The organism is Paenibacillus sp. FSL H7-0735 (assembly GCF_038008505.1).
Lineage (GTDB): Bacteria > Bacillota > Bacilli > Paenibacillales > Paenibacillaceae > Paenibacillus_AQ > Paenibacillus_AQ odorifer.
In genome coordinates, this window is the sequence record NZ_JBBOZH010000001.1 from 4,291,672 (window position 1) to 4,314,114 (window position 22,443).

Annotated in this window: 19 protein-coding genes and 1 other annotated feature; of the genes, 4 read left to right on the forward strand and 15 right to left on the reverse strand. The window is 43.3% G+C overall.

Going from position 1 to position 22,443, the window contains the following annotated elements; genetic code table 11:
- Positions 1–8: 8 nt before the first annotated feature.
- Complete coding sequence (locus NSS82_RS19490) at positions 9–977, reverse strand: ABC transporter permease (protein ID WP_076129727.1); 969 nt, start codon at positions 975–977, stop codon at positions 9–11.
- 249 nt (positions 978–1,226) lie between these two features.
- Between NSS82_RS19490 and NSS82_RS19495 the strand changes: the two genes are divergently transcribed.
- Positions 1,227–2,666: a response regulator gene (locus tag NSS82_RS19495; protein WP_076272684.1), complete on the forward strand. Its 1,440-nt coding sequence runs from the start codon at positions 1,227–1,229 to the stop codon at positions 2,664–2,666.
- Positions 2,653–4,431 (forward strand): cache domain-containing sensor histidine kinase, encoded by a 1,779-nt coding sequence (locus NSS82_RS19500; RefSeq protein ID WP_036688197.1) that lies wholly within the window; start codon positions 2,653–2,655, stop codon positions 4,429–4,431. The genes NSS82_RS19495 and NSS82_RS19500 overlap by 14 nt, the downstream gene beginning before the upstream one ends.
- 81 nt (positions 4,432–4,512) lie before the next feature.
- Here the strand turns inward: NSS82_RS19500 and NSS82_RS19505 are convergent, their stop codons facing one another.
- The 5 genes from NSS82_RS19505 to NSS82_RS19525 all read right to left on the reverse strand — a co-directional run bounded on the left by NSS82_RS19505 (position 4,513) and on the right by NSS82_RS19525 (position 9,101).
- Positions 4,513–5,901, reverse strand: a complete 1,389-nt coding sequence (locus NSS82_RS19505) for a sulfatase (protein WP_036688200.1) — start codon at positions 5,899–5,901, stop codon at positions 4,513–4,515.
- Between the two features lie 106 nt (positions 5,902–6,007).
- On the reverse strand, positions 6,008–6,841 hold the full coding sequence (locus NSS82_RS19510; RefSeq protein ID WP_036688203.1) for a helix-turn-helix domain-containing protein: 834 nt from the start codon (positions 6,839–6,841) through the stop codon (positions 6,008–6,010).
- A 39-nt stretch (positions 6,842–6,880) separates the two neighbouring features.
- Positions 6,881–7,858 carry a formylglycine-generating enzyme family protein gene (locus NSS82_RS19515; RefSeq protein WP_081386612.1) on the reverse strand — a complete coding sequence of 326 codons (978 nt, stop codon included), beginning with the start codon at positions 7,856–7,858 and terminating at the stop codon, positions 6,881–6,883.
- Positions 7,859–7,893: 35 nt separating this feature from the next.
- Positions 7,894–8,427: a chromate transporter gene (locus tag NSS82_RS19520; protein WP_036688207.1), complete on the reverse strand. Its 534-nt coding sequence runs from the start codon at positions 8,425–8,427 to the stop codon at positions 7,894–7,896.
- Positions 8,428–8,438: 11 nt separating this feature from the next.
- Positions 8,439–9,101 carry a chromate transporter gene (locus NSS82_RS19525; RefSeq protein WP_256717124.1) on the reverse strand — a complete coding sequence of 221 codons (663 nt, stop codon included), beginning with the start codon at positions 9,099–9,101 and terminating at the stop codon, positions 8,439–8,441.
- Between the two features lie 186 nt (positions 9,102–9,287).
- Here NSS82_RS19525 and NSS82_RS19530 point away from each other — a divergent pair, with 186 nt between their 5' ends.
- The gene (locus NSS82_RS19530) at positions 9,288–10,487 is read left to right on the forward strand and encodes an ROK family protein (RefSeq protein WP_076106217.1); all 1,200 of its coding nucleotides are present in this window, start codon (positions 9,288–9,290) and stop codon (positions 10,485–10,487) included.
- 63 nt (positions 10,488–10,550) lie between these two features.
- Here NSS82_RS19530 and NSS82_RS19535 read toward each other — a convergent pair whose 3' ends face one another.
- The 3 genes from NSS82_RS19535 to tyrS all read right to left on the reverse strand — a co-directional run bounded on the left by NSS82_RS19535 (position 10,551) and on the right by tyrS (position 13,771).
- Positions 10,551–11,795 carry an anaerobic sulfatase maturase gene (locus NSS82_RS19535; protein ID WP_076272685.1) on the reverse strand — a complete coding sequence of 415 codons (1,245 nt, stop codon included), beginning with the start codon at positions 11,793–11,795 and terminating at the stop codon, positions 10,551–10,553.
- 223 nt (positions 11,796–12,018) lie between these two features.
- A complete protein-coding gene (locus NSS82_RS19540) occupies positions 12,019–12,306 on the reverse strand; it encodes a hypothetical protein (RefSeq protein WP_036688213.1) in 288 nt (95 codons plus the stop codon).
- A 205-nt stretch (positions 12,307–12,511) separates the two neighbouring features.
- Positions 12,512–13,771 carry a tyrosine--tRNA ligase gene (gene tyrS / locus NSS82_RS19545; RefSeq protein WP_036688216.1) on the reverse strand — a complete coding sequence of 420 codons (1,260 nt, stop codon included), beginning with the start codon at positions 13,769–13,771 and terminating at the stop codon, positions 12,512–12,514.
- A gap of 186 nt (positions 13,772–13,957) precedes the next feature.
- Positions 13,958–14,188, reverse strand: a binding site (T-box leader).
- A gap of 151 nt (positions 14,189–14,339) precedes the next feature.
- Here tyrS and NSS82_RS19550 point away from each other — a divergent pair.
- Positions 14,340–14,786: an Lrp/AsnC family transcriptional regulator gene (locus NSS82_RS19550; protein ID WP_038571749.1), complete on the forward strand. Its 447-nt coding sequence runs from the start codon at positions 14,340–14,342 to the stop codon at positions 14,784–14,786.
- A gap of 78 nt (positions 14,787–14,864) precedes the next feature.
- Here NSS82_RS19550 and NSS82_RS19555 read toward each other — a convergent pair whose 3' ends face one another.
- The 6 genes from NSS82_RS19555 to NSS82_RS19580 all read right to left on the reverse strand — a co-directional run bounded on the left by NSS82_RS19555 (position 14,865) and on the right by NSS82_RS19580 (position 22,363).
- Positions 14,865–16,415: an acetamidase/formamidase family protein gene (locus NSS82_RS19555; protein ID WP_076272686.1), complete on the reverse strand. Its 1,551-nt coding sequence runs from the start codon at positions 16,413–16,415 to the stop codon at positions 14,865–14,867.
- 239 nt (positions 16,416–16,654) lie between these two features.
- Positions 16,655–17,467: a DNA alkylation repair protein gene (locus NSS82_RS19560; protein WP_076106223.1), complete on the reverse strand. Its 813-nt coding sequence runs from the start codon at positions 17,465–17,467 to the stop codon at positions 16,655–16,657.
- Between the two features lie 108 nt (positions 17,468–17,575).
- Positions 17,576–18,259 (reverse strand): Crp/Fnr family transcriptional regulator, encoded by a 684-nt coding sequence (locus NSS82_RS19565; protein WP_076133872.1) that lies wholly within the window; start codon positions 18,257–18,259, stop codon positions 17,576–17,578.
- Between the two features lie 82 nt (positions 18,260–18,341).
- Positions 18,342–19,397, reverse strand: a complete 1,056-nt coding sequence (locus tag NSS82_RS19570) for an LLM class flavin-dependent oxidoreductase (RefSeq protein WP_038571758.1) — start codon at positions 19,395–19,397, stop codon at positions 18,342–18,344.
- A gap of 875 nt (positions 19,398–20,272) precedes the next feature.
- A complete protein-coding gene (locus NSS82_RS19575) occupies positions 20,273–21,391 on the reverse strand; it encodes an acyltransferase family protein (RefSeq protein WP_076200663.1) in 1,119 nt (372 codons plus the stop codon).
- 27 nt (positions 21,392–21,418) lie between these two features.
- Entirely contained in the window at positions 21,419–22,363 is a 945-nt protein-coding gene (locus NSS82_RS19580) for an NAD-dependent epimerase/dehydratase family protein (RefSeq protein WP_076133875.1), read from the reverse strand.
- Positions 22,364–22,443 lie beyond the last annotated feature (80 nt).

A 22,443-nucleotide genomic window follows, 5' to 3' on the forward strand; every position in this document is an offset into this window, starting at 1 on the left:
CCTGCAGATTAATACAGTCCTTCCTCGCCCATCTTCTTAGCGAACGTATTGGCCGCCCATAAAAGGATTAGGCTGATAATGGACTTTACGACACCCACGGCGGTCATATATCCAAAGTCTCCTCCAATCGTGAATGAAGTCCGATAAATGTAAGTATCGATCGTGTCGGCAACCGAATATACCGGCGAACTATACAGGTTGAAAATTTGCTCGAAGCTCGAACCTTGGGTTAGTAGTTGTCCAACTTGAAGGATTAGCAGGACTGCGACTGTACTTTTCAAACCCGGCCATGCGATGTTTAGCAAACGGCGAAACCGGTTCGCTCCGTCTACTTCAGCCGCTTCAAACAGCTCAGGATTGATCCCTGCCAGAGCCGCCAGGTAAATGATTGAATCCCAACCGATCTCTCGCCACACATGCGTGATATACAGAACGGGTCTGAATGCACTTTCATCGACAAGAGGAGAATTCGGATCTCCACCAAACAGCATGATGATCTGGTTATAAATCCCGTCCTTGCTTAAAATATTGATAATAATCCCCGACAGTACAACCCACGATATAAAATGCGGGAACGTCAGGATCGTCTGAAAAAACCGCTTCATTTTTGTCCTGGAAAACTCATATAAAACAATCGCCAGGATAATGGGCATCGGGAAATGAGTGACCAGCTTCATCAAGCTGATAATGACCGTATTCCAAAACGCCTTGCGAAAATCGGGGTCGGTCAGCAGCGTTTGAAAATTCTCCAAGCCAACCCAAGGACTTCCCAGAATCCCCTCACTGTAATTAAATGTTTTGAACGCTAGCGTTACACCGTACATGGGAGCATAGCTGAAGAGGGCATACCAGATTAACACCGGTAGAACCATGAGGTAAAAATACTTGTACTGTAAAATCGTTTTTCCTAAACTTTGCTTTGGAGCACGAGTTTTTAAGCTTCTTTTAGGCGTACGAGCGGTTACAGAATCAGCCAATCTTCTCCCCACCTTTCTGTATGAGATTGTTATGCTTGTAAGCGATTTATATGGTAAATTATATCGGGAGTGTAAATTCTCTTGTATAGAGAATACAACTCCGGTCATGTGGATTTTTCACACCTTTGCGGGAGACCTTCCTGTAGCACGTAATATCGGACATAGTGAGCGTAAGATAGTCCATACCCCCCATGGTCCACAATCGCTAGGATAAATCTAAGAGCTCTATAAAGAGAGGGGGATTCACTTATGCGTTCAGTAATTATTGCAGATGATGAGAAGTGGATTGTAGAAGGAATTAAAGCAGGAGTGAATTGGAAGAAATACGGCTTTGAAGTGATCGACGATGCCGAAAACGGGCAAGAAGCCCTTCAATTAATTCAATCGCTTCGCCCCACCCTTGTTCTAACAGATATCAAGATGCCTGTTATGAATGGACTAGAGCTCATTCAACGTGGCAAGGCCATCGCGCCTGATACGATCTTTATCGTACTCAGCGGACATGCCGAGTTCGCTTATGCACAAAAAGCAATGAATTATGGTACTTTCGGATATTGTCTCAAACCCTTTGAAATCGAAGAAATTGAAGGTATGCTCAACCGAATAGCCCAGCAACACGATTCCAAGACAGTTAAAGAACAACCTATCCACGACTTCGAACTTTATGAAGCGGTTTGTTCCGGAGATCTTGAACGAATTAACTTATGGTTGGATGAGAAGAAAATACCCTTGTCGAAAGATACCCCTCATATCCCCATTGTTATCCAAGGGTTAAGTTCACCTGTAGATGTCAGGCAGTTCTCTTCCCTGTGTTTCCCAATGAGCCGCCGTCGGTATGGTTACTTATTGGAAGAGTGCCAATACGAAGTCTTCCTCCAGGGTCTTGAACAAACAGAAGTTGTACAAGAATGCGGAGTCGGGATCGGTCCTCCTATTTCGGATATACACCAATTGGATGCGTCTTTAGAGTCCGCCTCTCATGCTGCTTTCAGTATGTTCGCAACGGGGATGCCCGGATGTTACCGGGTGAATCCACAGCAGGAAATAACGATCGACGAGAAACTCAAAGAGATTTCCCGGATTCTTCATAATAAAGACCGGCTCGGTTTCATAGCAGCCATGGAATCGATAAAGAAATTATTCAAAGAGGGAACGTTCACCATTAAAGAAGCCTATTTGCTCTATACATCGATCCTCTACTTATTTCCTCGGGAAGGGACTCGGGTTAGCGGCCGTTTTTTTGAAGGATATGAACAGCTCTATTATCGGTACGGCACGGCTGAAGCTATGATTGATGATCTGATTCTTATGACACTTGATATTTTTATGAACAGAAACGAAACTGATATTTCACGAATCTCAAACCACAAAGTCAAAGAAATCATGTTATACATCCGCAACCATTTCAATCAAGAAATTTCGATCCAGCATTTAGCCAATCAGTTTTTTTTAAGTCCAAATTACTTATGCCAATTATTCAAAAAAGAGGTCGGCGAGACCATCATCGAACATATCAGTCGTTTACGAATTGAATACGCTTGTAAAACGCTGATCGAAACCAACCTTTCCATTTACCAAATCGGTGAGAAATGCGGTTTTCAGGATTATTTCTATTTCACACGAATTTTTAAACGGCATCTCAAAATGACACCTACACAATATAGGGAACAAAACAATGAAGACATTTAAGAGACTATCCATCCGTACTCAGGTTTTGCTATTCGGGTTATTTATTGTTGCCATTATCCCAATCATCGTTTCACGAGTCTACCAACTATCAAGCGAAACTATCATTAATCAAAATACGCAATACAATACAGAGCTGGTCTCCCTCCTCAAGCAACGGATTTCTGACAACTATGCCAACGTTTCTTCCATGATGATGAATGTGGGTTACGATTCGACCGTCCAAAAGTTCCTAGTCGAGAATGATAAGCTTCGAGTCTACGATCTATCCCAAAAAGTTGAAGGATTGTTGAGCATCGCCCGAAATATGAACACGGATATCTTAGATATTATTGTTATCGGCAGCTCAAACACACGTATCTCCTTAGCAGGAAGAACAAAATATGCTATCGATCTTATGAAAACAGCTGAGGAGGATGGAATCGTTCATTATCGCGGATACAGTCCTCCAGACAAAGTCATCGACAAGAGAAAACTGCTTTTCGGGATGAACATCTTCGCTTCAGGTGACACGTCCCTATATGGTGAAAAAATTGGCTATCTCGCAGTTATTGTAGATATGAAGGCCATTCAAACTGAAATTTCTGAGTATCCCCGATTGGTCGGAACCAGCTTTTTTATGATGGATGATAAAGGCATGATCTACTCTAATAGCAATGAGCCGGAGGATATGCTCCAGCAGTTTCAAACTCGGGCAACTGGAAGGGATGGAGAGTCCATCGTCGAGACCGTTCATGGAAAGAAATATGCAATTCAGTCCTTTAGCTTACCGGAGATCTCTGGAAAAATCATAACCGCTGTTCCTGTCCATAATTTAATGAAAGAACTGGAGAAATTGAAGAAGGTCAGCTATGCTCTTCTAGCCTTAATCTTGCTGGTCGTCTCTATCCCCTATTCTGTGCTTATGATGAATCTCTTAAGACCGTTGTCTAGGCTTATGCGCTATATGAATCAATTAAAGGGCGGAAGTCTGGGGATATTGAACAACAAGGTCGATTTAAAGGGCTATGCTGAGATTGAAATCATCTCTCGACAGTTCAACGATATGACCACACGGATCCACGATTTGACGGACCAATTAATCGATGCTTCAACTCAACTTTATCTGACCGATCTGGAAAAGCAGCGGGCGGAATATTCGTATTTACAAAGTCAAATTAATCCGCATTTCTTAAGCAATACTTTAGATACAATCAAGGGCGTTGCGATCGTAAAAGGAAATCGGGATATCTTCGAGATGACTACCGCCTTAAGCACAATGCTCAAGTACAGCATCAAAGGCAAAGAGGAGGTAACTCTTGGGGAAGAGCTGAAAATCGCGGAATCTTGTGTGAGGATTTACCAAGGCCGTTTCCCGGACAAATTTACTTACAAGCTGTTGTGTCCCCAGGAATGGTTACACATTCCCGTGCCTAAAATGATCCTTCAACCTATTGTTGAAAATGCGCTTGGTCATGGGCTTGAGGCACAAGGACAAGGAATTTTGCTGATCTCCGTAGAGAAAAACGAAGCGGGGCTGCTTGAAATCGTGGTAGAAGATAATGGTGTAGGAATCGATACAACAAGACTGGAACAACTTACGGAGTTGCTGGCTGGTAAGAATATAGAATCAGGAGATCATATCGGTCTCCTAAATGTCAATAATCGTCTAAATCTTAAGTATGGCGATCCTTGCGGCGTTCTGCTGTATAGTAAGGAGGGTAGCGGGACTAAGACCGTTTTGAGGCTTCCCGGATCTTTAATAGATCCACAAAAAGCGAGAACATAAATAGGGAGGTTGCCCATTCAGGGCAACCTCCATTTCATATGTCTTTCATTCGCCGCATTTACTAGGATATTATTAAGCAGCCTATAAGGATGAGCTCAGATACTCTTTGGCATGGTAGGGTCCACCTTCCATAAGTACCGTCCATAATGGATCGATATCACAATCCATGGAGCCCATCATATTATCATGCCATTCATTCAACAGATAGACAGCCTCCATACAAACGTCTTTACGCACTTCGGCAAGATTATGTTGTTCATAAGGATCATGCTTCAAATCAAAAAGCATTTCTTGCGGGAATCCATGGTGTCCGTCATGATAGGTACGTATATATAACCAATCCGCAAACCGAACGCTGCGTTGACACACATGCGCACATTGTGAGATTACGAGATACTCACGCCCTCCCAAATCCCCCTCCAGAATGGTACCTGCATAACTTTCACCATCCCAAGAAGCAGCCGCTTTCAAATTCAAAAGGCTTGCTAATGTAGGTCCTAGATCAAGGTGATAATGTAGCCCCTCCTCCACGATTCCCTTCTTGCCCCCTGGCCAGCGAACAATCATCGGAATACGGCAAGTCGCCTCGTCTGCTGTGCCATGTTCGGAGTAAATTCCTAGTTCACCCAGACTCTCTCCATGATCCGCAGAGATCAAGATAGCCGTATCTTCCATCACGCCAAGTTCTCTCAGCTTAGAAAAAACTTTCCCGAGATGCTCGTCCAGATACTTAACTCCAGCATCATAGTTGTCAAAGATAACACGCAGGTCATCACGGTTCTCTATCTCCTGCTGATGCCTGAAATGCTGCTGATAATGCGATTTCGCGAGCGCATTCATATCTTCAATACTATGCTGCCCCTTCTTATTTCGGTGAAGCTCAAACACGTCTTCCGTGATCCAATCGGGTAAAGGCTCCTTCTCGAACGGATTACCATAGCTCTCAGGTGTACGATAAGGTGTATGCGGATCCCAGAAATTCAGGTGCAGAAACCAATTTTCGGACTCCCCATTATCCTCAAGCCATTTAAGTGCCACTGGAAGCACCTGCTCTGCCGTCTCATGCCCTCTGCCACCAACATTAAACACTTCTTGGAACCCGGCGTTAAAGGTCCAAGCCGAGTGTCGTTCGGAGAAGGTGCTGATCGATGCAGTTTTCATCGCCGCTTGCCTTAATATAGCCGGAAGGCTCTCCATCCCCAACCGGTCATTGAATTCACGTTTTGCTCCTTCTCTACGCATATCAGCAGCGGTTCCGCCATGCCCTACAATCCCATTATGAATGCCAAATCGCCCCGACATTAAAGCAGAACGAGACGGCAGGCAAGGAGCATCTGAACAATAGTAGTTGGTAAAGGTGACACCTTCTTTTGCGATTGAATCGATATTCGGGGAGGTATTCCGATGATAGCCATAACATCCCAGATGGTCCGGGCGAAGCGAATCCAAATCCAAATACAAGATTCTCATGAGTTATTCCCTGCCTTTCCTTTTCATCGAAATGGTTACGCTCGATTCGGGCAGCTTAGAATGATCTGCTCATGCTTATAAGAGTAAATGAATATGGAAAGCTCCGCTATGGAGTAGCGATGTTTGTTTTTGTAAATTCGATACTTTTCCGGTACTCTGCCGGCCCCTTACCGTATTCGCCACGAAATACCTTGCTGAAGTGTGAAGCATCATAATAACCACATCTCTGGGAGATATGCTCGATTGTATAATCCGTATATTCCAGCATTTGTTTAGCTTGCTGCAGCCGCAATTTTCGCAGCATTTGCATGGGTGTCAGTTTATATATTTTCTGAAATGCCCGGCTAAAATAAACAGGATTCATATGATAGAGCTTGGAAAGCTCCTCTCTACTAATCTCCTGATCAAGCCTCTCCTCCATATATTGCAACGCTTCATTAAAGCGGTCCGTGATAAAGGGATCTCGTGAAGAACGTCGCCCGCCAAGCTTGGTACTCTCCATAATTTCATAAAGAAGAAAAAATGCCAATGAACCAACCTGAACATTCCTGAAATCATCTTCCTCCTGCAACCACAGGCTCCGCAACTCGTCAAACCTTCGCTCATATTCGCTTCGATCCCGGACCCGAATCACCTTGCCTAAAGGGAATAACTTAAAGAAGTCATCTCCGTCTTTAACTTTAGCGTTAATATTAAACAGATAATGTACACCATCCGTTTTGGAGATCACATTAAAAGGCTCGTTAGGACGGTGGATCATCACATCTCCGGCAGAAGCAACATATTCTCCTTCGGAGGATGTCGTCAATACCTCACCTTTTTGGATATAAGAGACGGTATAACAAGACTGTACATAATCGAACAGGATCCGCTTCTGATATTGAATCTTTAGGACGTCCAGCACGTTGATGTCAAACTGACTATGGATGATAGAGGACAAGGAAGTTCCTCCTTCTTATGTAGTAGTCGTAAAAGTGCTTTAACTTGTATAATCAGCCGTACATCGAAAGCCAATATTTCCGGCAGAGCTGTCTGGAGTATTTTTGCTTCTAGCCGCCACCCGATAACGGTTGCAGTAAGATTTATGGCACAAATATGATCCTCCGCGCATCGATCTTGCGACACCACTTACTGGACCTTTCGGATTCACGGATTCGGAAGATAAATGATAGTCCTTAGTAAACCAATCCGCGCACCATTCCCACACGTTTCCTGACATATTATAAAGACCATAGCCGTTAGGCAGATAGGAACTTACAGGTGCGGTACCTGCAAAACCATCGCTGGCATGATTTTTATCGGGAAACTTTCCCTGCCATATATTACAGCGATGCTCTCCGCCTGGTTTTAATTCATCCCCCCAAGGATACCGTTTCTGAACCAGTCCTCCTCGTGCGGCATACTCCCACTCCGCTTCCGTAGGCAGACGTTTACCAGCCCAGCGACAATATGCATCCGCATCATGCCATGATAGGTGAATAGCCGGATGATCATGTCGTTCATCTACATGGGAATCCGGACCTTCAGGATGACACCAATCCGCTCCCTCCACCACCCACCACCAGGGGGTTTGAGTGGCTACTTGGGTCACCTTTTTCCCTGTCTCCATGGAAACAAAAGAATGAAACACGTAAGACCATCCAAAACGTTCCGCATCTGTAACATAGTTTGTTTCCTGGATAAAAGCAGCAAACTGCTTGTTCGTAACCGCCGTTACATCCATCAAAAAGGAAGATAAGGTAACCTTCCTAGTCGGCCCTTCTCCATCTGCGGGGAACCCTTCCTTATCATCCGTCCCCATAAGAAAAGTGCCTCCAGGGATAAGGATCATGTCCGAGAAATCTTTTTCCCCTGTTACTCCTTGAACCGTTGTGTTCTCCTTACAAACATCAATAGATTCTTGTTTCGCGACTTGATTTCGACTAGCTGAACAACATGCCCGTATATTCTCTGACATGATTTACCTCCAATCTGGAATCGTCCCGGCTCTGTCTAAAAAAAAGCTACCCCAAGAATGCCAGAAGCAACGATAATGGTGAGCGGATGCAGCTTATATTTCATTAAACCATAAAGTGCAGCGAATACAATGATCAACATGCCAAGGGTCTGCCAAGTAATAAAAGCATGTTCCACGCTATTTAAGCCAAAACGAATCGCAGCATAGGCAATCAAGCCTGTAATCACTGGCCGCAAACCATAAAATAACGTTTTAATCCATTGACTATCCCTCACCCGATAAAAGAAGACAGAAATAACAATGATGATTAAAAATGAGGGCAGAACCATGCCTAATGTTGACACAATCGCTCCTTCCATTCCGGCTATACGATATCCGATTAAGGTTGCACTGTTCGTCGCAACAGGACCAGGTGACATCCCTGCGATGGAAACTACCTCTTGAAATTCCCCTTCGGATAACCAACCCCCAGCCATGGCTTCATGCTGAATCATCGGAATGATGGCGTACCCTCCTCCAAAAGACAGAAGACCTATTTTTATAAAAGTGAAAAATAAATTCCAAATCACATCGCTTCCCCCTAGATGTAATACTCCGGATAATTCGATTCTTCATCAGAAGCTTTCAAGGACTCCTTCTCCGTTCGAACTTGGAGCCCTAAGAGCTGTTTAATTTGCAGATATACAAACCCAATACATAAACCAACTGCAATCACGTAAATGGGATTAATTCCGAAAACCAGTAAAACAACCGGTATAACTAACGCCGTAACTGCGGTAGTCTTGTCAATTATAGCGTTCTTGGCCATTCGATATGCAGCTACTAGGATCAAAGCAATAACTGCACCATTAATCCCTTTCATAGCGGCAATGACTTTAGGTTGGTCGGCCAGTTGGGAGTACACGGCGCTAAGCAAACAAACAATGATAAAGGTCGGAATCGTTATCCCTGCGATTGCAGCAATCGCCCCCGTCACACCAGCAAGACGATAACCAATGAATGCCGCTGCATTTACACCTACACCCCCAGGTGCAGCACCAGCTAAAGATAGAATTTCATCCATCTCTTCTTCACCCAGCCATTTTCGTTTAGCGGAAATTTCCCGTTCGATCATAGGGATCATCGCATAACCTCCCCCGAAGGTTACTGGACCAATTCGAACAAATACCCAAAACAACTGAAACAGTAGACTTATCCTCAGGTCTGTATTCGGTATCATATTTGTTTTCATAGTTGTTCTCATGGAATCCACCCTTTTATAATCTGTCGTAATTTCATTATATCACTTTTTCCCAAAATGGAATTAAGTTTTTTGAACGGTAAAATACAACCAAGGGTTTATGAGTTATACTATATTCATGTTAATAAATACAAACTATATAAAAAACGATCTTACAAGTTCATCCTATATATAGCTTGGAGGTATATCGTGGAAAAGCGCTCGACACAAATTCCATCACCAAAAAAACTTCTATACGACCGAATCGCCGAACAAGGCACTGTTTCCAAGTTGGATCTTCTACAGACATTTTCACTTACCAAAAGCACAATGACCCGGATATTGGATGAGATGACGGAAGAAAGCTTGCTGATAGAAAGCGGATTTGGAGAATCTAGCGGAGGCAGAAGACCTATTTTATACCAGATCAATCCTTCCTACGGTTATATAATCGGTTTAGAGATTTCCAGGGTGTATTCTTCTCTTGGTTTATTTGATATGCAAATGAACCCAAAATCAATTGTTCACTGGCGAATGGATCAGGCATTCACACCTGAAAGATTTATAGATCATATCAGTAATCAAATACGCGCTTTCCTTCGGGACCATCAGTTAGTGGACAGTCAAATCATCGGGATAGGAATAGGGGCTGTGGGGCCACTTGATCGGGAACATGGCTTGATCCTAAAGCCGCTGCACTTCCCTTCTTCGGGCTGGAACAATCTTCCGATTTGCAAATTGGTGGAGGAACGGACGGGGTTCAAAGCTTGGTTGGACAACGGTGCCAATTCCGCATTGCTTGGGGAACGATGGTCTATCCGTCACGCAAACATTCAGCATATGCTTTATGTACATGCTGGAGCAGGACTCCGCTATGCGATGATGTCGCATGGAAGTATTGTTCATGGCACAATGGATATGGAAGATGCCATTGGTCAAATGATCATCCAGACAGATGGACCCCGATTAAATCATGACGGGAACTACGGGGCTCTGGAAGCATTTGTATCTGTGCAGGCCATAGAACAAAGTGCACGCTCGGAGGCGAAAATGGACAACGATCTGATCCTCCAAAGATATAAAGTGGCGCCTGAGAAGCTGACTTATGATGTATTGGTACAAGCCTTTAGAGACGGTAATCCACATGCGCGTGAATTATTTACCCAAGCTGCCAGCCATTTCGGGATCGGGCTCGCTAACGTTATCAACCTGTTTCATCCAGAGACCATCATTCTAGGCGGTGCGCTCATTCACTCTCACGAGTTGTTTTTCCAAACAGCGGTGGAGGTGGCACAGAGAAACACTTACCGTTATCCTGAATACCAACCTCACTTCTCCCTAGGTATATTAAAAGAAGAAGCTGTGGTGACTGGTGCGGCAATAATGGCGAGAAATCATATGGTTCTATAGCATAACAAAAAGGTTGTTCCCAATCCTTTGCATGACTGTTGGGACAACCTTATCTAGTCAAAGCTATAATGCCTGACAGCAATTTTTGAATTTCTTCCCGCTTCCGCAGAGACATGGATCATTTCGACCTGGAAGTGGTTTTGCACTTTTCCTGTACTCCAGCATCCGCTCCGATCTAAGTCGGTTCGCCAGTAATAACATGCGTTCATAGGCGTGTGAGTAGAACATTTTGTAACTATGGCAGAAATAATCAACCTCAGTCCGATCATTAACATCAAGCCAATTCCGGTTGCGCGGACATCCCCCATTGCAAAAGCTAAGGTACTCACACTTATAGCATGATTCATTCATATTGGGCTTCATTAACAAAAAATCATCATATACTGGGCTGGTTAGCAGCGCTTTCAGGTCAGTTTGGCCGATATTTCCTAGCCTATGCTCTTCATCAATAAAGAAATCGCAAGGGTAGGCATCCCCGTTCGTTTCAAGCACCATCATCTTCGGGCAACATGAGTTGTGAACGCATAACTCTGCCTCACGATGCATGAATACAAGAAGCATATTCTCAAAAATACGAATAGGAAGCTCTGGATACCCACCGTTGTACCAAAGGTCAAATGTACGGCATAAAAAGACTCCGTATTGTTCAGGTGTAATTCGGAAACGTCCCGCTACATCACTTTTCTGAGAAACAAAATCCATGCAGGGGATAAACTGAATATTCGGAAAGGTATGTTCTAGATAAAATGCCATCAACTCCTCTGGTTTCGTCACGTTATCTTCATGAATCACCGTCAGAATACTATACTCCACACCCTCATTCTGTAAATGACGAATCCCACGCATAACTAGATTATAACTGCCTTTCCCCGAACCCGTTACACGATGAGCATCATGAATAGGCTCTGGGCCATCCAGACTAATCCCAACCAAAAAGTTATACCGTTTAAAAAATTTCGCCCATTTCTCATGGATAAGCGTTCCATTGGTCTGCAGTGCATTACTGATCATCGTATGAGGCGGAGCGTACTTAGCTTGAAATGAAATCACTTGTTCAAAATACGAAAGTCCGGCCAATAATGGCTCCCCACCCTGCCAAGAGAAAGTCGCTATCCCTGATGATCTTTTCATGTACTGAGCGATAAACCGCTCCAGAAGCTCCGTATCCATCACCCGGATCGGTTGCTGAGGATGTCCCCCGGCTGTACTGTAATAGCAATAATCACAGGCTAGATTACAATCCTCTGAGACGGTTTTCCACATGACATGAAGGGTCTCCTGCTTAGAGGTTTGTATACATGCAGTCATACGATTCTGCCCCTCCTATGTAATACATCTTTGTAGAACCTAATTCCTATTTGTTCAATTAAATCATAGATCTGCAAGTCAACGATGAGTAAAACATCATAGCTGGTCGAATAACTGGGCATAAAAAAGCTGCACTCCCCATTGTCCGTTGGAACAAAGCAATAAGGGTGTGCAGTTTCTTTGTGGATGAGTCTAACTAACGGTAGTTAGAGACTAAGTCTTATTAATTACGGACGTATTCTCTATTTGCTGTTTCCAACATGGATTTCCAATCCGCAAACTTCGTCTCCCTAACAACATGACGATCAAAGAGTTCATCAGGTATGTCAGCAACATCTTCTTCTGTCTTTACTTGAAAGTTCCCTTTGGTTACAAACTCATCGAAACTTTTGTAATTGGAATACTTACTCATAAACGCTTCATTAAACAATTTCTCGAAAGAGATGTGATTGGGATCTTCTTGATACGTTTTCTGTCCTTGTAACTCATTCATCAATTCTTCCATGGTCATTGGTTTTTGTCTTCTCAAATTACCACTCCTAATTTTCTGTTATAGTTGTAGAATATCATGTTAATCCATAAATCACACGAATCCTAAGCTTACCATAATTTTGACGATTTCACCTTTCAAATTTCACTTAATATGCAAATAGTCGGCCTCTATACTTAAAATACAACAAAAAACCTTCCTTATTCATAAGGAAGGCTTCTTATTATTAGGACAATTTCACCAGGCTGTAGTTTTTCTTACCCTTACGGATAATGATAAAACGTCCGCCGATGGCTTCGCTGGCTGTAACTTCAAATGCTACATCGCTAACTTTTTCACCGTTCATGGAAATTGCGCCTTTGGTGATGTCTTCACGCGCTTGACGTTTGGATGGCTCAATTCCTAGATCTACCAGCCACTCCACGATATTTTTGGACTCCAATGTCGTTTCGTAGGTCGGCATTTCCTTGAAGCCTTGCTCGATCTCGTCAGCGGTCAGAGATTTAATATCTCCACTGAACAGAGCGGCAGTAATGCGTTTAGCCTGCTCCAGCAATTCCTCACCATGCACGAATCTGGTCATTTCTTCAGCCAGTGTTATTTGCGCTTCACGTTTATGCGGTTCGGTTTGCACCTTTTCTGCTAGTGCATCAATTTGCTCTTTAGAGAGGAATGTAAAGTACTTCAGGTATTTCACAACATCACGGTCATCTGTATTTGCCCAGAACTGGTAGAATTCAAAAGCTGTCGTTTTGTTCGGATCCAACCAAATGGCTCCACCAGCTGTTTTACCGAATTTTGTACCATCGGCTTTCAGCATAAGCGGGATGGTAAGTCCGAATGCCACCGCTTCAGAACCTTCTTTTTTACGAATCAGATCTAAGCCACTTGTGATGTTCCCCCATTGGTCAGAACCACCGATTTGCAGCTGCACATCTTCATGCTGGAACAGGTGCAGGTAGTCCAGGGATTGCAGGATTTGGTAGGAGAATTCCGTAAAGGAAATTCCGCTGTCCAATCTGCTCGCTACAACATCCTTGGCAAGCATCGAATTGATACTGAAGTTTTTACCATAGTCACGCAAAAATTCGATAACATTGATTTTATGCGTCCAATCGTAGTTGTTCACCATGCGGATTTGATTGTCGCCATCAGTCACGAACAATTTTTTCATTTGTGCTGTAAGTGCATCAACGTTGGCTTGGACTTGCTCCAGCGTTTGCAAAGAGCGCTCGGATTGACGTCCACTTGGATCACCGATCGTTCCCGTAGCCCCACCAATTAGAATAACCGGACGATGTCCTGCCAGCTGGAATCTTTTGAGCACCATGAATGGAATCAAGTGGCCAATATGCATACTGTCACCAGTTGGATCTACACCGCAGTACAGGGATACCGATTTTTGATTGGTCAGTTCTCTAAGCCCTTCGGCATCTGTTTGTTGATTGATGGCATCGCGCCATTCTAGTTCGTCGATAATATTCATTGCCTTACACCCCTCAAAATTAGTAGTTATCCTATAATGAAACATCAGTCCGCCAAGCGGAAACGGCTTTGCCCTCCTGATTAGGACGGTACCGTTTCAGCGAGAAATATAAGGATCATTGATGAAGTGAACCCTATAAATCCTTATATTTAAAAACAAAAAAATCGTCCCCTTGTCTATTGTAGACATAGGGACGATTGAATAACCGTGTTACCACCCAGATTGCACCCATGAAACGCTTATGCTCAAGCATACCATTGATACCACTCTTGACGAGATATCGTTCGCCATTCCGCTCGGTGTTACCCGAGATACTCCAAAGTGTAATTCGCAAGCTTAGTGTGTACCGGGTTTCATCAACCCCCGGCTTTCTGGAACAGGGACTAAGTTACTACTGGGCTCCTTCAACGTATATCGTATATAAGATTACAGCCAGTATAGTGAAATAATTCTTTTATGTCAACTATCTTCAGCAGAGAATGCCGTCACACACTTCTACTGTAAAGCGCTACTAGGCATTTCCACTTTTTTTCTGATACAATTACGAAAAAAGAGGTGAACGAATCCAATGCTAGATCCTATCGATAACCATATTTTGATGCGGCTGGCCCAAAACAGCAGAATTTCCTATACTGATCTAGCTAAAGAAGTCAGTTTATCAAGTGTCGCGGTGAAAGACCGTATTGATCGGCTAGTCAATCAAGGGATTATTGAACAGTTCTCGATTGTCATCAGTGCTGAAAAGCTAGGAAAGAAAATCTCCGCCTACCTGGAACTTGAAGTAGAACCTGCTCATTTGAATCATATCGTCGACGTCTTAAAAGAAAACGAACGCGTAGCTGTATTATACGAAATGACAGGACCTTGTATTCTGCATATTCACATCTTAGTTGAGAATCTCGAAGAGATGGAACGGTTTATGCATGAATCAATCTATTGTCTGGATGGACTGGTACGTGTAGAAAACCAAATTTTATTGAAACGCCACAAAAATCAAGACGGCCTAAATATATAAGAAAAAGAACCGCCTATAAAGACGGTTCTTTTCTCATCTGGATTTTTATTAGAATTATCAAATAATTGCTATTTCGTCCTACTCTGTCTTAGCCAGCTTAGCTTTATAAAAGTTCACGAAATATTCGCTGACCACAACCTGCCCGTTCACAACACTTATTGGGGCTACAAGCTTCACTGTCTCTCCGTTGTAAATTCCCGTTGTCGCTCCAACCTTCATCACCAGAACATTGCCATTGTAGCTTAGCGTAACTGTCTTAGTGGCAGGCTGCCAGCCAACCTTTGCTCCATAGTTCTCAAAGCTGCTCCGTAAAACCACGGGCTTGCGCTCGGAATCGCCGAATTGACCTTTATCAATTAAGGCGTGAACGCCCCAGTTTCCATCCACCACTTGTGTAATTCCAAAATCAGCTGACACCGACATCAGAGAGTACGCTTCATCTTCGCTCAATTCCATTCCATCCATTAAAAAATCTTTTGTTTTATGAGCGGCATCCTTCATTGCTTTGTCGATGGACGAGTTGTTGAAGATATCCGTCTGAGCACTAGCCCCCAGCTCCTCCAAATAATTGGCGTAGCTGAATCCATGCACGACCCACTCGTTCTCATTTTCAAGTAATGGGAAGTTTAAACCTTTCAGCTTGTTGTTAAGCGATGCTTTTTTATGAAGAATAACTTGTATATCCCCAGTGACCGATGTCTCAATCGCAGTACCGTTAATCTCCGAATCGCCTTGACCGGCATGCGGGTCACCGATCGACAGTAGTGCACCAGCTACGGATACAGGATAATACATCGTTGCACCTTCGGTAATCCGCCAATCATCTACGTTACCGCCGTTGTAAGAAGGTGGAACGGAGTCAACAACATCCGCTTCTTTCGGCGCCACACCCATTGTACCAAAGTGGAGACGCACCGGAATTTTCACACCTTTTAGCACATCGAAATTCTTATCAATCGTTTTATGGTCAACGATAACACCCGGGTAGTCAATTGTCGGGTGCACTTGACCATCCGGATCGGTTTGCACAGACCATTTGTAGTTATATACAGCTGTTGCATAATCTGTTCCACCCTCCGTATCCATCTCATAGATGGTTACTACCTCACGCTTTTTCGGCTCCTCCACCATATCTCCGTATAGATAACCCCAGTTCGCCGCGGCATTCACGCCATATGTTTTTCCAGCGTATTGTTCATTTCCATTAGGTCTCAGCTTCATGTCCAGAATCTTCACTTCCAGCACATCCCCTGGTTCAGCACCTTCTACTGCGATGGGACCCGTCATAATATGTACGCCTGGCCCGCGGAGCGCTTCGTTCTTCTCCCCTTCAATCCAGTGGAAAATATCCTCCACTCCCGCATCTCCTTTAATCATCCGCTCGTAATCATCACCAGAGTGATGTGTAATAGCCTCAACCGTTACGATGTCTCCCGAATGTACAGTCAGAGCTGGATCTCCCTTACCAATATTCCCCCATCGAACAGTCTCCGAATTCGCCTTCAGAACATGGGTTTTTGGCTTATACGCATCATTCATTGTGTTAGCATACATGACACTGGATAACGAATTCACCACTAAAAACATGGATAACGTGACGCCTACATTACGAATTATTTGTTTTTTCATACGAAAATCCTCCATTCCTTTAATTAGTGTTAGTTTTTGTAACATTTTGTGTTTCTGAGTATAACAGATGACCTGAGGATTAACAATATAAATATTTTCACGAAGTTTGGTTTAAATAATAAATAGGAAGTAGTCTTTCTCTTGAATTATCCAAGTTAACTCCATAATAAAAAACGCCAACACATATTAGCCCATAGTGTTTGGCGTTTGAATATCCAGTCTAAAGTGATGCACTAATTTCATTTTTGATCAGTAATGCTTCTTGTAGCCCGGGTTACAATCCGCTTTGTTTCCTTGGTATCTGATAGGTTCAACCATTCATCACAAATTTGCTGTACCCATGCCGGATTGCTTTTGCTAGCATCATTTAACCAATTGCTTACAGAATCCTGAACGTATTTTGCCGGATCAGAGTTAAGCGGTTCTAATAGCGGTAGGGCAATCGCTGGATTTTCTTTGAGCGCTGTAATATGCTTTGCCCATACCCCATGTGGGCGCGTCAATTCGACCGCAAATCTCCTAATATTCGCGTCCTGGTCATGAACCCAAACCTTTAACAATTCAATGGACGCTTCCAGCTCGGCAATGACTGATTCCCTCAAAGCCATCCAAGAAATCTCACGCACCCCAAAATGACCATCCGCTGCAAAAGGAAGGATTGCTGTTAGTTTTTGAACTAGACTCCATTGATGATTCTGCCCCACGATATAAGCAGCCCAGCAGCGAACACTATCGGAGTTATGATAAGCTAACACAGCAAATAGTCGGGAACGTTCCAGCTCTGATTTACAGTCAAATAGAAGCTGCCACTCACGTGAAATCACCGGGATGAGCTTCATGATTTTCTTTTCCGATAACGCATTCAGCCTTTGTAAAATTGGTTTAGCTTCCTGTTCAAAACCTAGCTCATTCAGTACATTTTCCAGCAATATAAGATGATCCACAGCAAGCCATTCCGTTAAATTCACGCTCTGTAAATATCCTTTATTCAGCAGTTCTACAATCTCAACGGGAATTTCAGTAACCTTCCGAGCGCCCTTCCTGTGTTCCATGGAAATCGTCCCTTCACTATGATTTGAAAGCTTAAATCACCTTCATGTCATAGCTAGGATACCGTTGTTTCTAAAAATGAAGCTGTAATCTCGTTTACAACTCGATAGCTATGTTATATTTCTTTCCAAAATCTTGTCTCGCTGAACATAGATAGTTCTGAACCCTGTCTGAATAACTTCCGCTTTCACCAATTCTTGTAATGCCACTGTTACAGCCTCTCTGCTGGCCCCAATTAAATTAGCGATTTCTTGATGCGATAGAGGAACATTAATTTTGTAACAATTATCCTTATGCTCAACCCCATGCTGATCCGCTAACTTTAAAAGAACACACAATATTTTATCATGCAAATTTCCGATGGCTAGATTTTGAGTTAACTGACTCATACTTTTTATGCGGTCGCTCAATACTTGCAATAATGACATCATAAACCTAGGCCGGTGAGAGATGAATTCTTCAAACCTTGCAGGATCAATTGTGCAGATATGGCTTTCCTCAATCGTTTCAATATAATGTTCCTTCGTTCCAAAAGAAATCACACCCATTTCACCAAAAACATTGCCTTCACTAAGGATATCCGATGTAAATTGCTTACCGTTTGCGTTTAATTGGTATAAGCGAACCTTTCCTTTTTTCACAAAAAACAGTCCTTCAGAAAAGGTTGACGGTGTTTGGATATATGTATTTTTGGGGACTACTGTTATTCGCGTTAATTCTTCCATTTCAATTAGATCTTCCAGTCCTAACGATTGAAGCAAATTGAATTGAGATAAATAATGATTTTTTTCCATTGCCCCTCCTGTATAAAACGCTATTCATTTCTTCAGTATACCTTACAAAAAAAGCCACGTCCTAAGGACGCAGCTTACTAAATTACCGATTACTTGCTTCCCAGCGCGCTACTTCTTCCCGCACACGTGGGGCTACTTCGGTGCCCAGCAGTCTAATCGCCTGCATAACATCCTCATGAGGCATCGTGCCGTGCGGCACATGTAAAAAGAATCGCGTAATTCCCACATGTTTGCGCAGATGAATGATTTTATTAGCGACAGTTTCTGGATCACCTACGTAAAGGGCGCCATCTAAGCTGCACGCTGCATCATAATCTGCACGATGGTACGGAGGTGTTCCTTTTTCCTTCGCCCGCACATTGGTCCGGGCATGCGTTGAAGGGAAAAATTTCTCCAGCGCTAACTGATTAGTCTCCGCTATAAACCCGTGTGAATGCGAAGCGATTGGAAATTTTGAAATATCATGCCCGGCTTCTGCTGCTGCTTTTTTGTAAAGCTGTACATGTGACGCATAATCCAGTGGTAGAACATTCCCTATAATCGCTAAAACAAAAGGCAAACCTAGTGATCCTGTGCGGATCGCAGATTCTGGACTTCCTGCACTCCCGATCCAAATCGGTAAAGGATCTTGAACCGGACGCGGGTAAATCCCCAAATTTTCTATAGCTGCTCGGTGTTTGCCTTTCCAGGTCACTTTTTCTGACTTTTGGATGGCTAATAACAATTCCAGCTTCTCATTAAACAGTTCTTCATAATCCTTCAGATCATATCCGAATAGAGGAAAAGACTCTGTAAACGAACCCCGGCCGATCATAATCTCCGCACGTCCGTTCGAAATTCCGTCCAGCGTTGCAAAGTCCTGAAACACACGCACCGGATCGGCTGAAGACAGGATCATTACAGCACTGCTCAACCGGATCTTAGTAGTCAACGAAGCAGCCGCAGCCAGTACAACCGCAGGTGAAGATGCCGCATAATCATGGCGATGATGCTCACCTACTCCGTATACATCTAATCCCACCTCTTCGGCAAGTACAATTTCCTCCACTACTTCACGTAGTCGTTCTGCATGACTTATTGTCTCACCTGTTTGGACATCAGGTGTGGTCTCGACAAATGTGCTTACTCCAAGTTCCACTATTCATTTCCTCCTAATATTCTGCACGATGCATTATTCTCTGGATGTAAAAAACCCTAAAGGGACTACCTAATTATTCTAACTAATTTAGTTCCCTTCGACTATAATCGAAGTTCATCTAATTAGATCCCCCTCACTATAGATCGGACTGAGGAGCCGTTATTTTAATAATTTCATTCATTTTGCTAAATTATCGGACTTAGATGCAGCTATTCGTGCAAAGTAGCTTCCATAATGTGTGTTTTTATGGAAATAAGCGCAATACAGTCCGAAACTATCGCAAAATCAACTAAAAAGTGAAAATAGCTGCAATACAGTCCGAGCAAACAAGACCTCGTATGAACTGACCACAATACAACAATTATACTGGGACTTTACCGCCAATGTGCAAGAGTGCAGCTAATGCGTGGTAACGACGAAGTTTGTTTAATTGCATTTACCAACAACGCACAGTGTAGCTAAGACGTGGTAACGACGAAGTTTGTTTAATTGCATTTACCGCCAACGCACTGTGCAGCTAATGTGAGGTAACGACGAAGTTTGTTTAATTGTATTTTGTGCAACTATATACGCTTTGAAGGTAGCCTTTGTGGATTTAGTTGCACTCTGTACACTTAAATACGAGCAATTGCCTCAATATGGCGGGATTCTAGAAAAATAGTTGTAAAATATGCAATTAAACTGCCCTAAAGCTGCGAGCATAAGAGCTTAATTGTACTTTTTACAACTATTTTGCTTTTTTAATGAGAATTGGGCGGATGCTGCTAGTGAGATGTAATCGCAATGTAATTAGCGAAGTAATCGCAATTAATACAAAAACAAAAAAGACCACTAATCACCTAAACACAGACGATTAGCGGCCAGTCAAGTTCAAGCTAGTTTGCATTCCCAATACTCGGAGTTATCGGCTTATCCAGCGATTTCGATGGTTTGCTCGGGTTTAGCCCAATGCCGATCCGACCGAATACATACGCTCCGCCAGGAATACGATTCGCTAAATTCATTATAATTGCCGAGCCTACCACACAACCGACAAATTGCAGCAGAACACTGAATAGTCCAAGGTTTTGCAACCCAAACGAAGCTGGAAGCTTGACGAATATAGCTAATAGCAAAGGATGAAGCAAGTATATGCCAAAAGAATATCTGCTGCTCCATTCCAGCACACGTGGCACTTTCTTCATTTTTGATGCCACGGAGAAGAGCAACAAAATCATACTTAAGGCAAATAGAAGCATATCAATTCTTTTGGAGCTATGCGCCGTTATCCAGCCTTGACTATTCACGAACAGCACAAGCGCACCTGTCAGAACCGGGAGCGTGTATACGGCTATGCGGAACTTTTTTAATTTTTCCCGGAACCACAGCTCATTTCGTCCCAAGTAATAGGCTACTGTAAAGTAAAAAATCCAACCTGGTGCGAAAATCCAGTACATTTTATCCCAGAAATAATGGGCGGCTGCCGTATCTGCGGGCGTAGTGAAGTTGAAGAAACCCAAATAGATAACGTTAATAAGGAACGATACGATTAGAACATTGCGGGGGTTAAGCCGCTTCGCATACTTTTGAAACCAGAGGAATAAAGCATAAAACTGAAAGATAATCAGTATAAAATAGCCATGGAAATCTCCAATCAGCAAATGACGCCAGAGGTAATACCAAAAAGCCTGCAGCAAAGGAATGCCGTCACTACTCGACAGCTCCAATCCTTTTAGTCCTGCATACAAGGTCCCGAAAAAAAAGTAAGGCAATAAAATATACTTGATTCTTTTCTCCCAAAATCTCGCTGGAATTTCATTGGGATAGGCAAATGACAACACGAATTGAGAGATAAATACGAATACAGGTGTGCCAAACGTTAGCAGTAAACCCACCGACTCTACCCAGGGTGTATTTCCATCGTCATAAACCCGATAAAGAGCATGCAGCAGGGCTATACTTAAGCAGGCTACACTACGAAGAACGAACATTTCCGAGTTCATTTTGCGTTCCATGCGGAGTGCCCCTTTCAATGGGTGCTTTTAATGATCTACTGCACTTCCTACACTTAAGCGGACAGTAATTGTTTTTTCGAGCCCGGTATGAAAGTTATGGTTAGGGAACCAAGACAATAATTCCTGAGCTTTTTGATTATTTAAATAGCTATGGAGAATATCCCCCGGACGAGGCTCCGCATAGGTTGTCAGGAAATCCCGACCTGTGATGTCCCCTAACATCCGAACCATCGTATTTATCGAGGTTGGTATTCCACAGCTAATATTCATCGTCTCATTATTCACTCTGCCGTCGGTCTGAACCGCATCAACGAACGCCTGCGCCACATCCTCCACATAGACGAAATCTCTTGTCTGCTCACCGTCCCCATAGATAACGAGATCCTTCCCTTGCTTTATACGATCCAGAAAAACGGAAACAACGCCAGCTTCTCCATGCGAACTTTGCCTTGGCCCATATACATTAGCGAGACGCAAAATCGTATATTTAAGCCCATGTAAGCTGGCAAACATCCGAATATATGACTCTGGTACACTTTTGGATACACCATAGCAGGACTCGGGATTAATGGGATGCTGCTCATCAATGCTCAAATATTCCGGGTTCCCATAAACCGCTGCCGACGAGGCATAAACTAGCTTTTGAACCTGATGGATCTCGCACATGCGCAGTACATTCAGCGTGCCAACAATATTCACATTCGCATCAAATAACGGGTTCCGCTGTGATTCTCTGACGTCGATCTGTGCAGCCAGATGAATGACTGCATTTGGCTTTTCAAGGCTAAAAACCTCATGCAAAGTCTCATCCCGAATATCGTACTTATACAAAACCGCAGCAGGATTCATATAAGTCAGACCGGAGGCTCCGGATACATTATCTACAATCACAGTTTCTATGCCCTTTTTTATTAGCCGATCAACCACATGGGACCCAATAAAGCCTAACCCCCCAGTTACCAATACCTTCAAAATAAAAAACTCCTTTCGCCCTCTAAGAGTGATCTTTGTACCGTGCATTCCCCGAAAAATTCACATAAAATACAAAATCA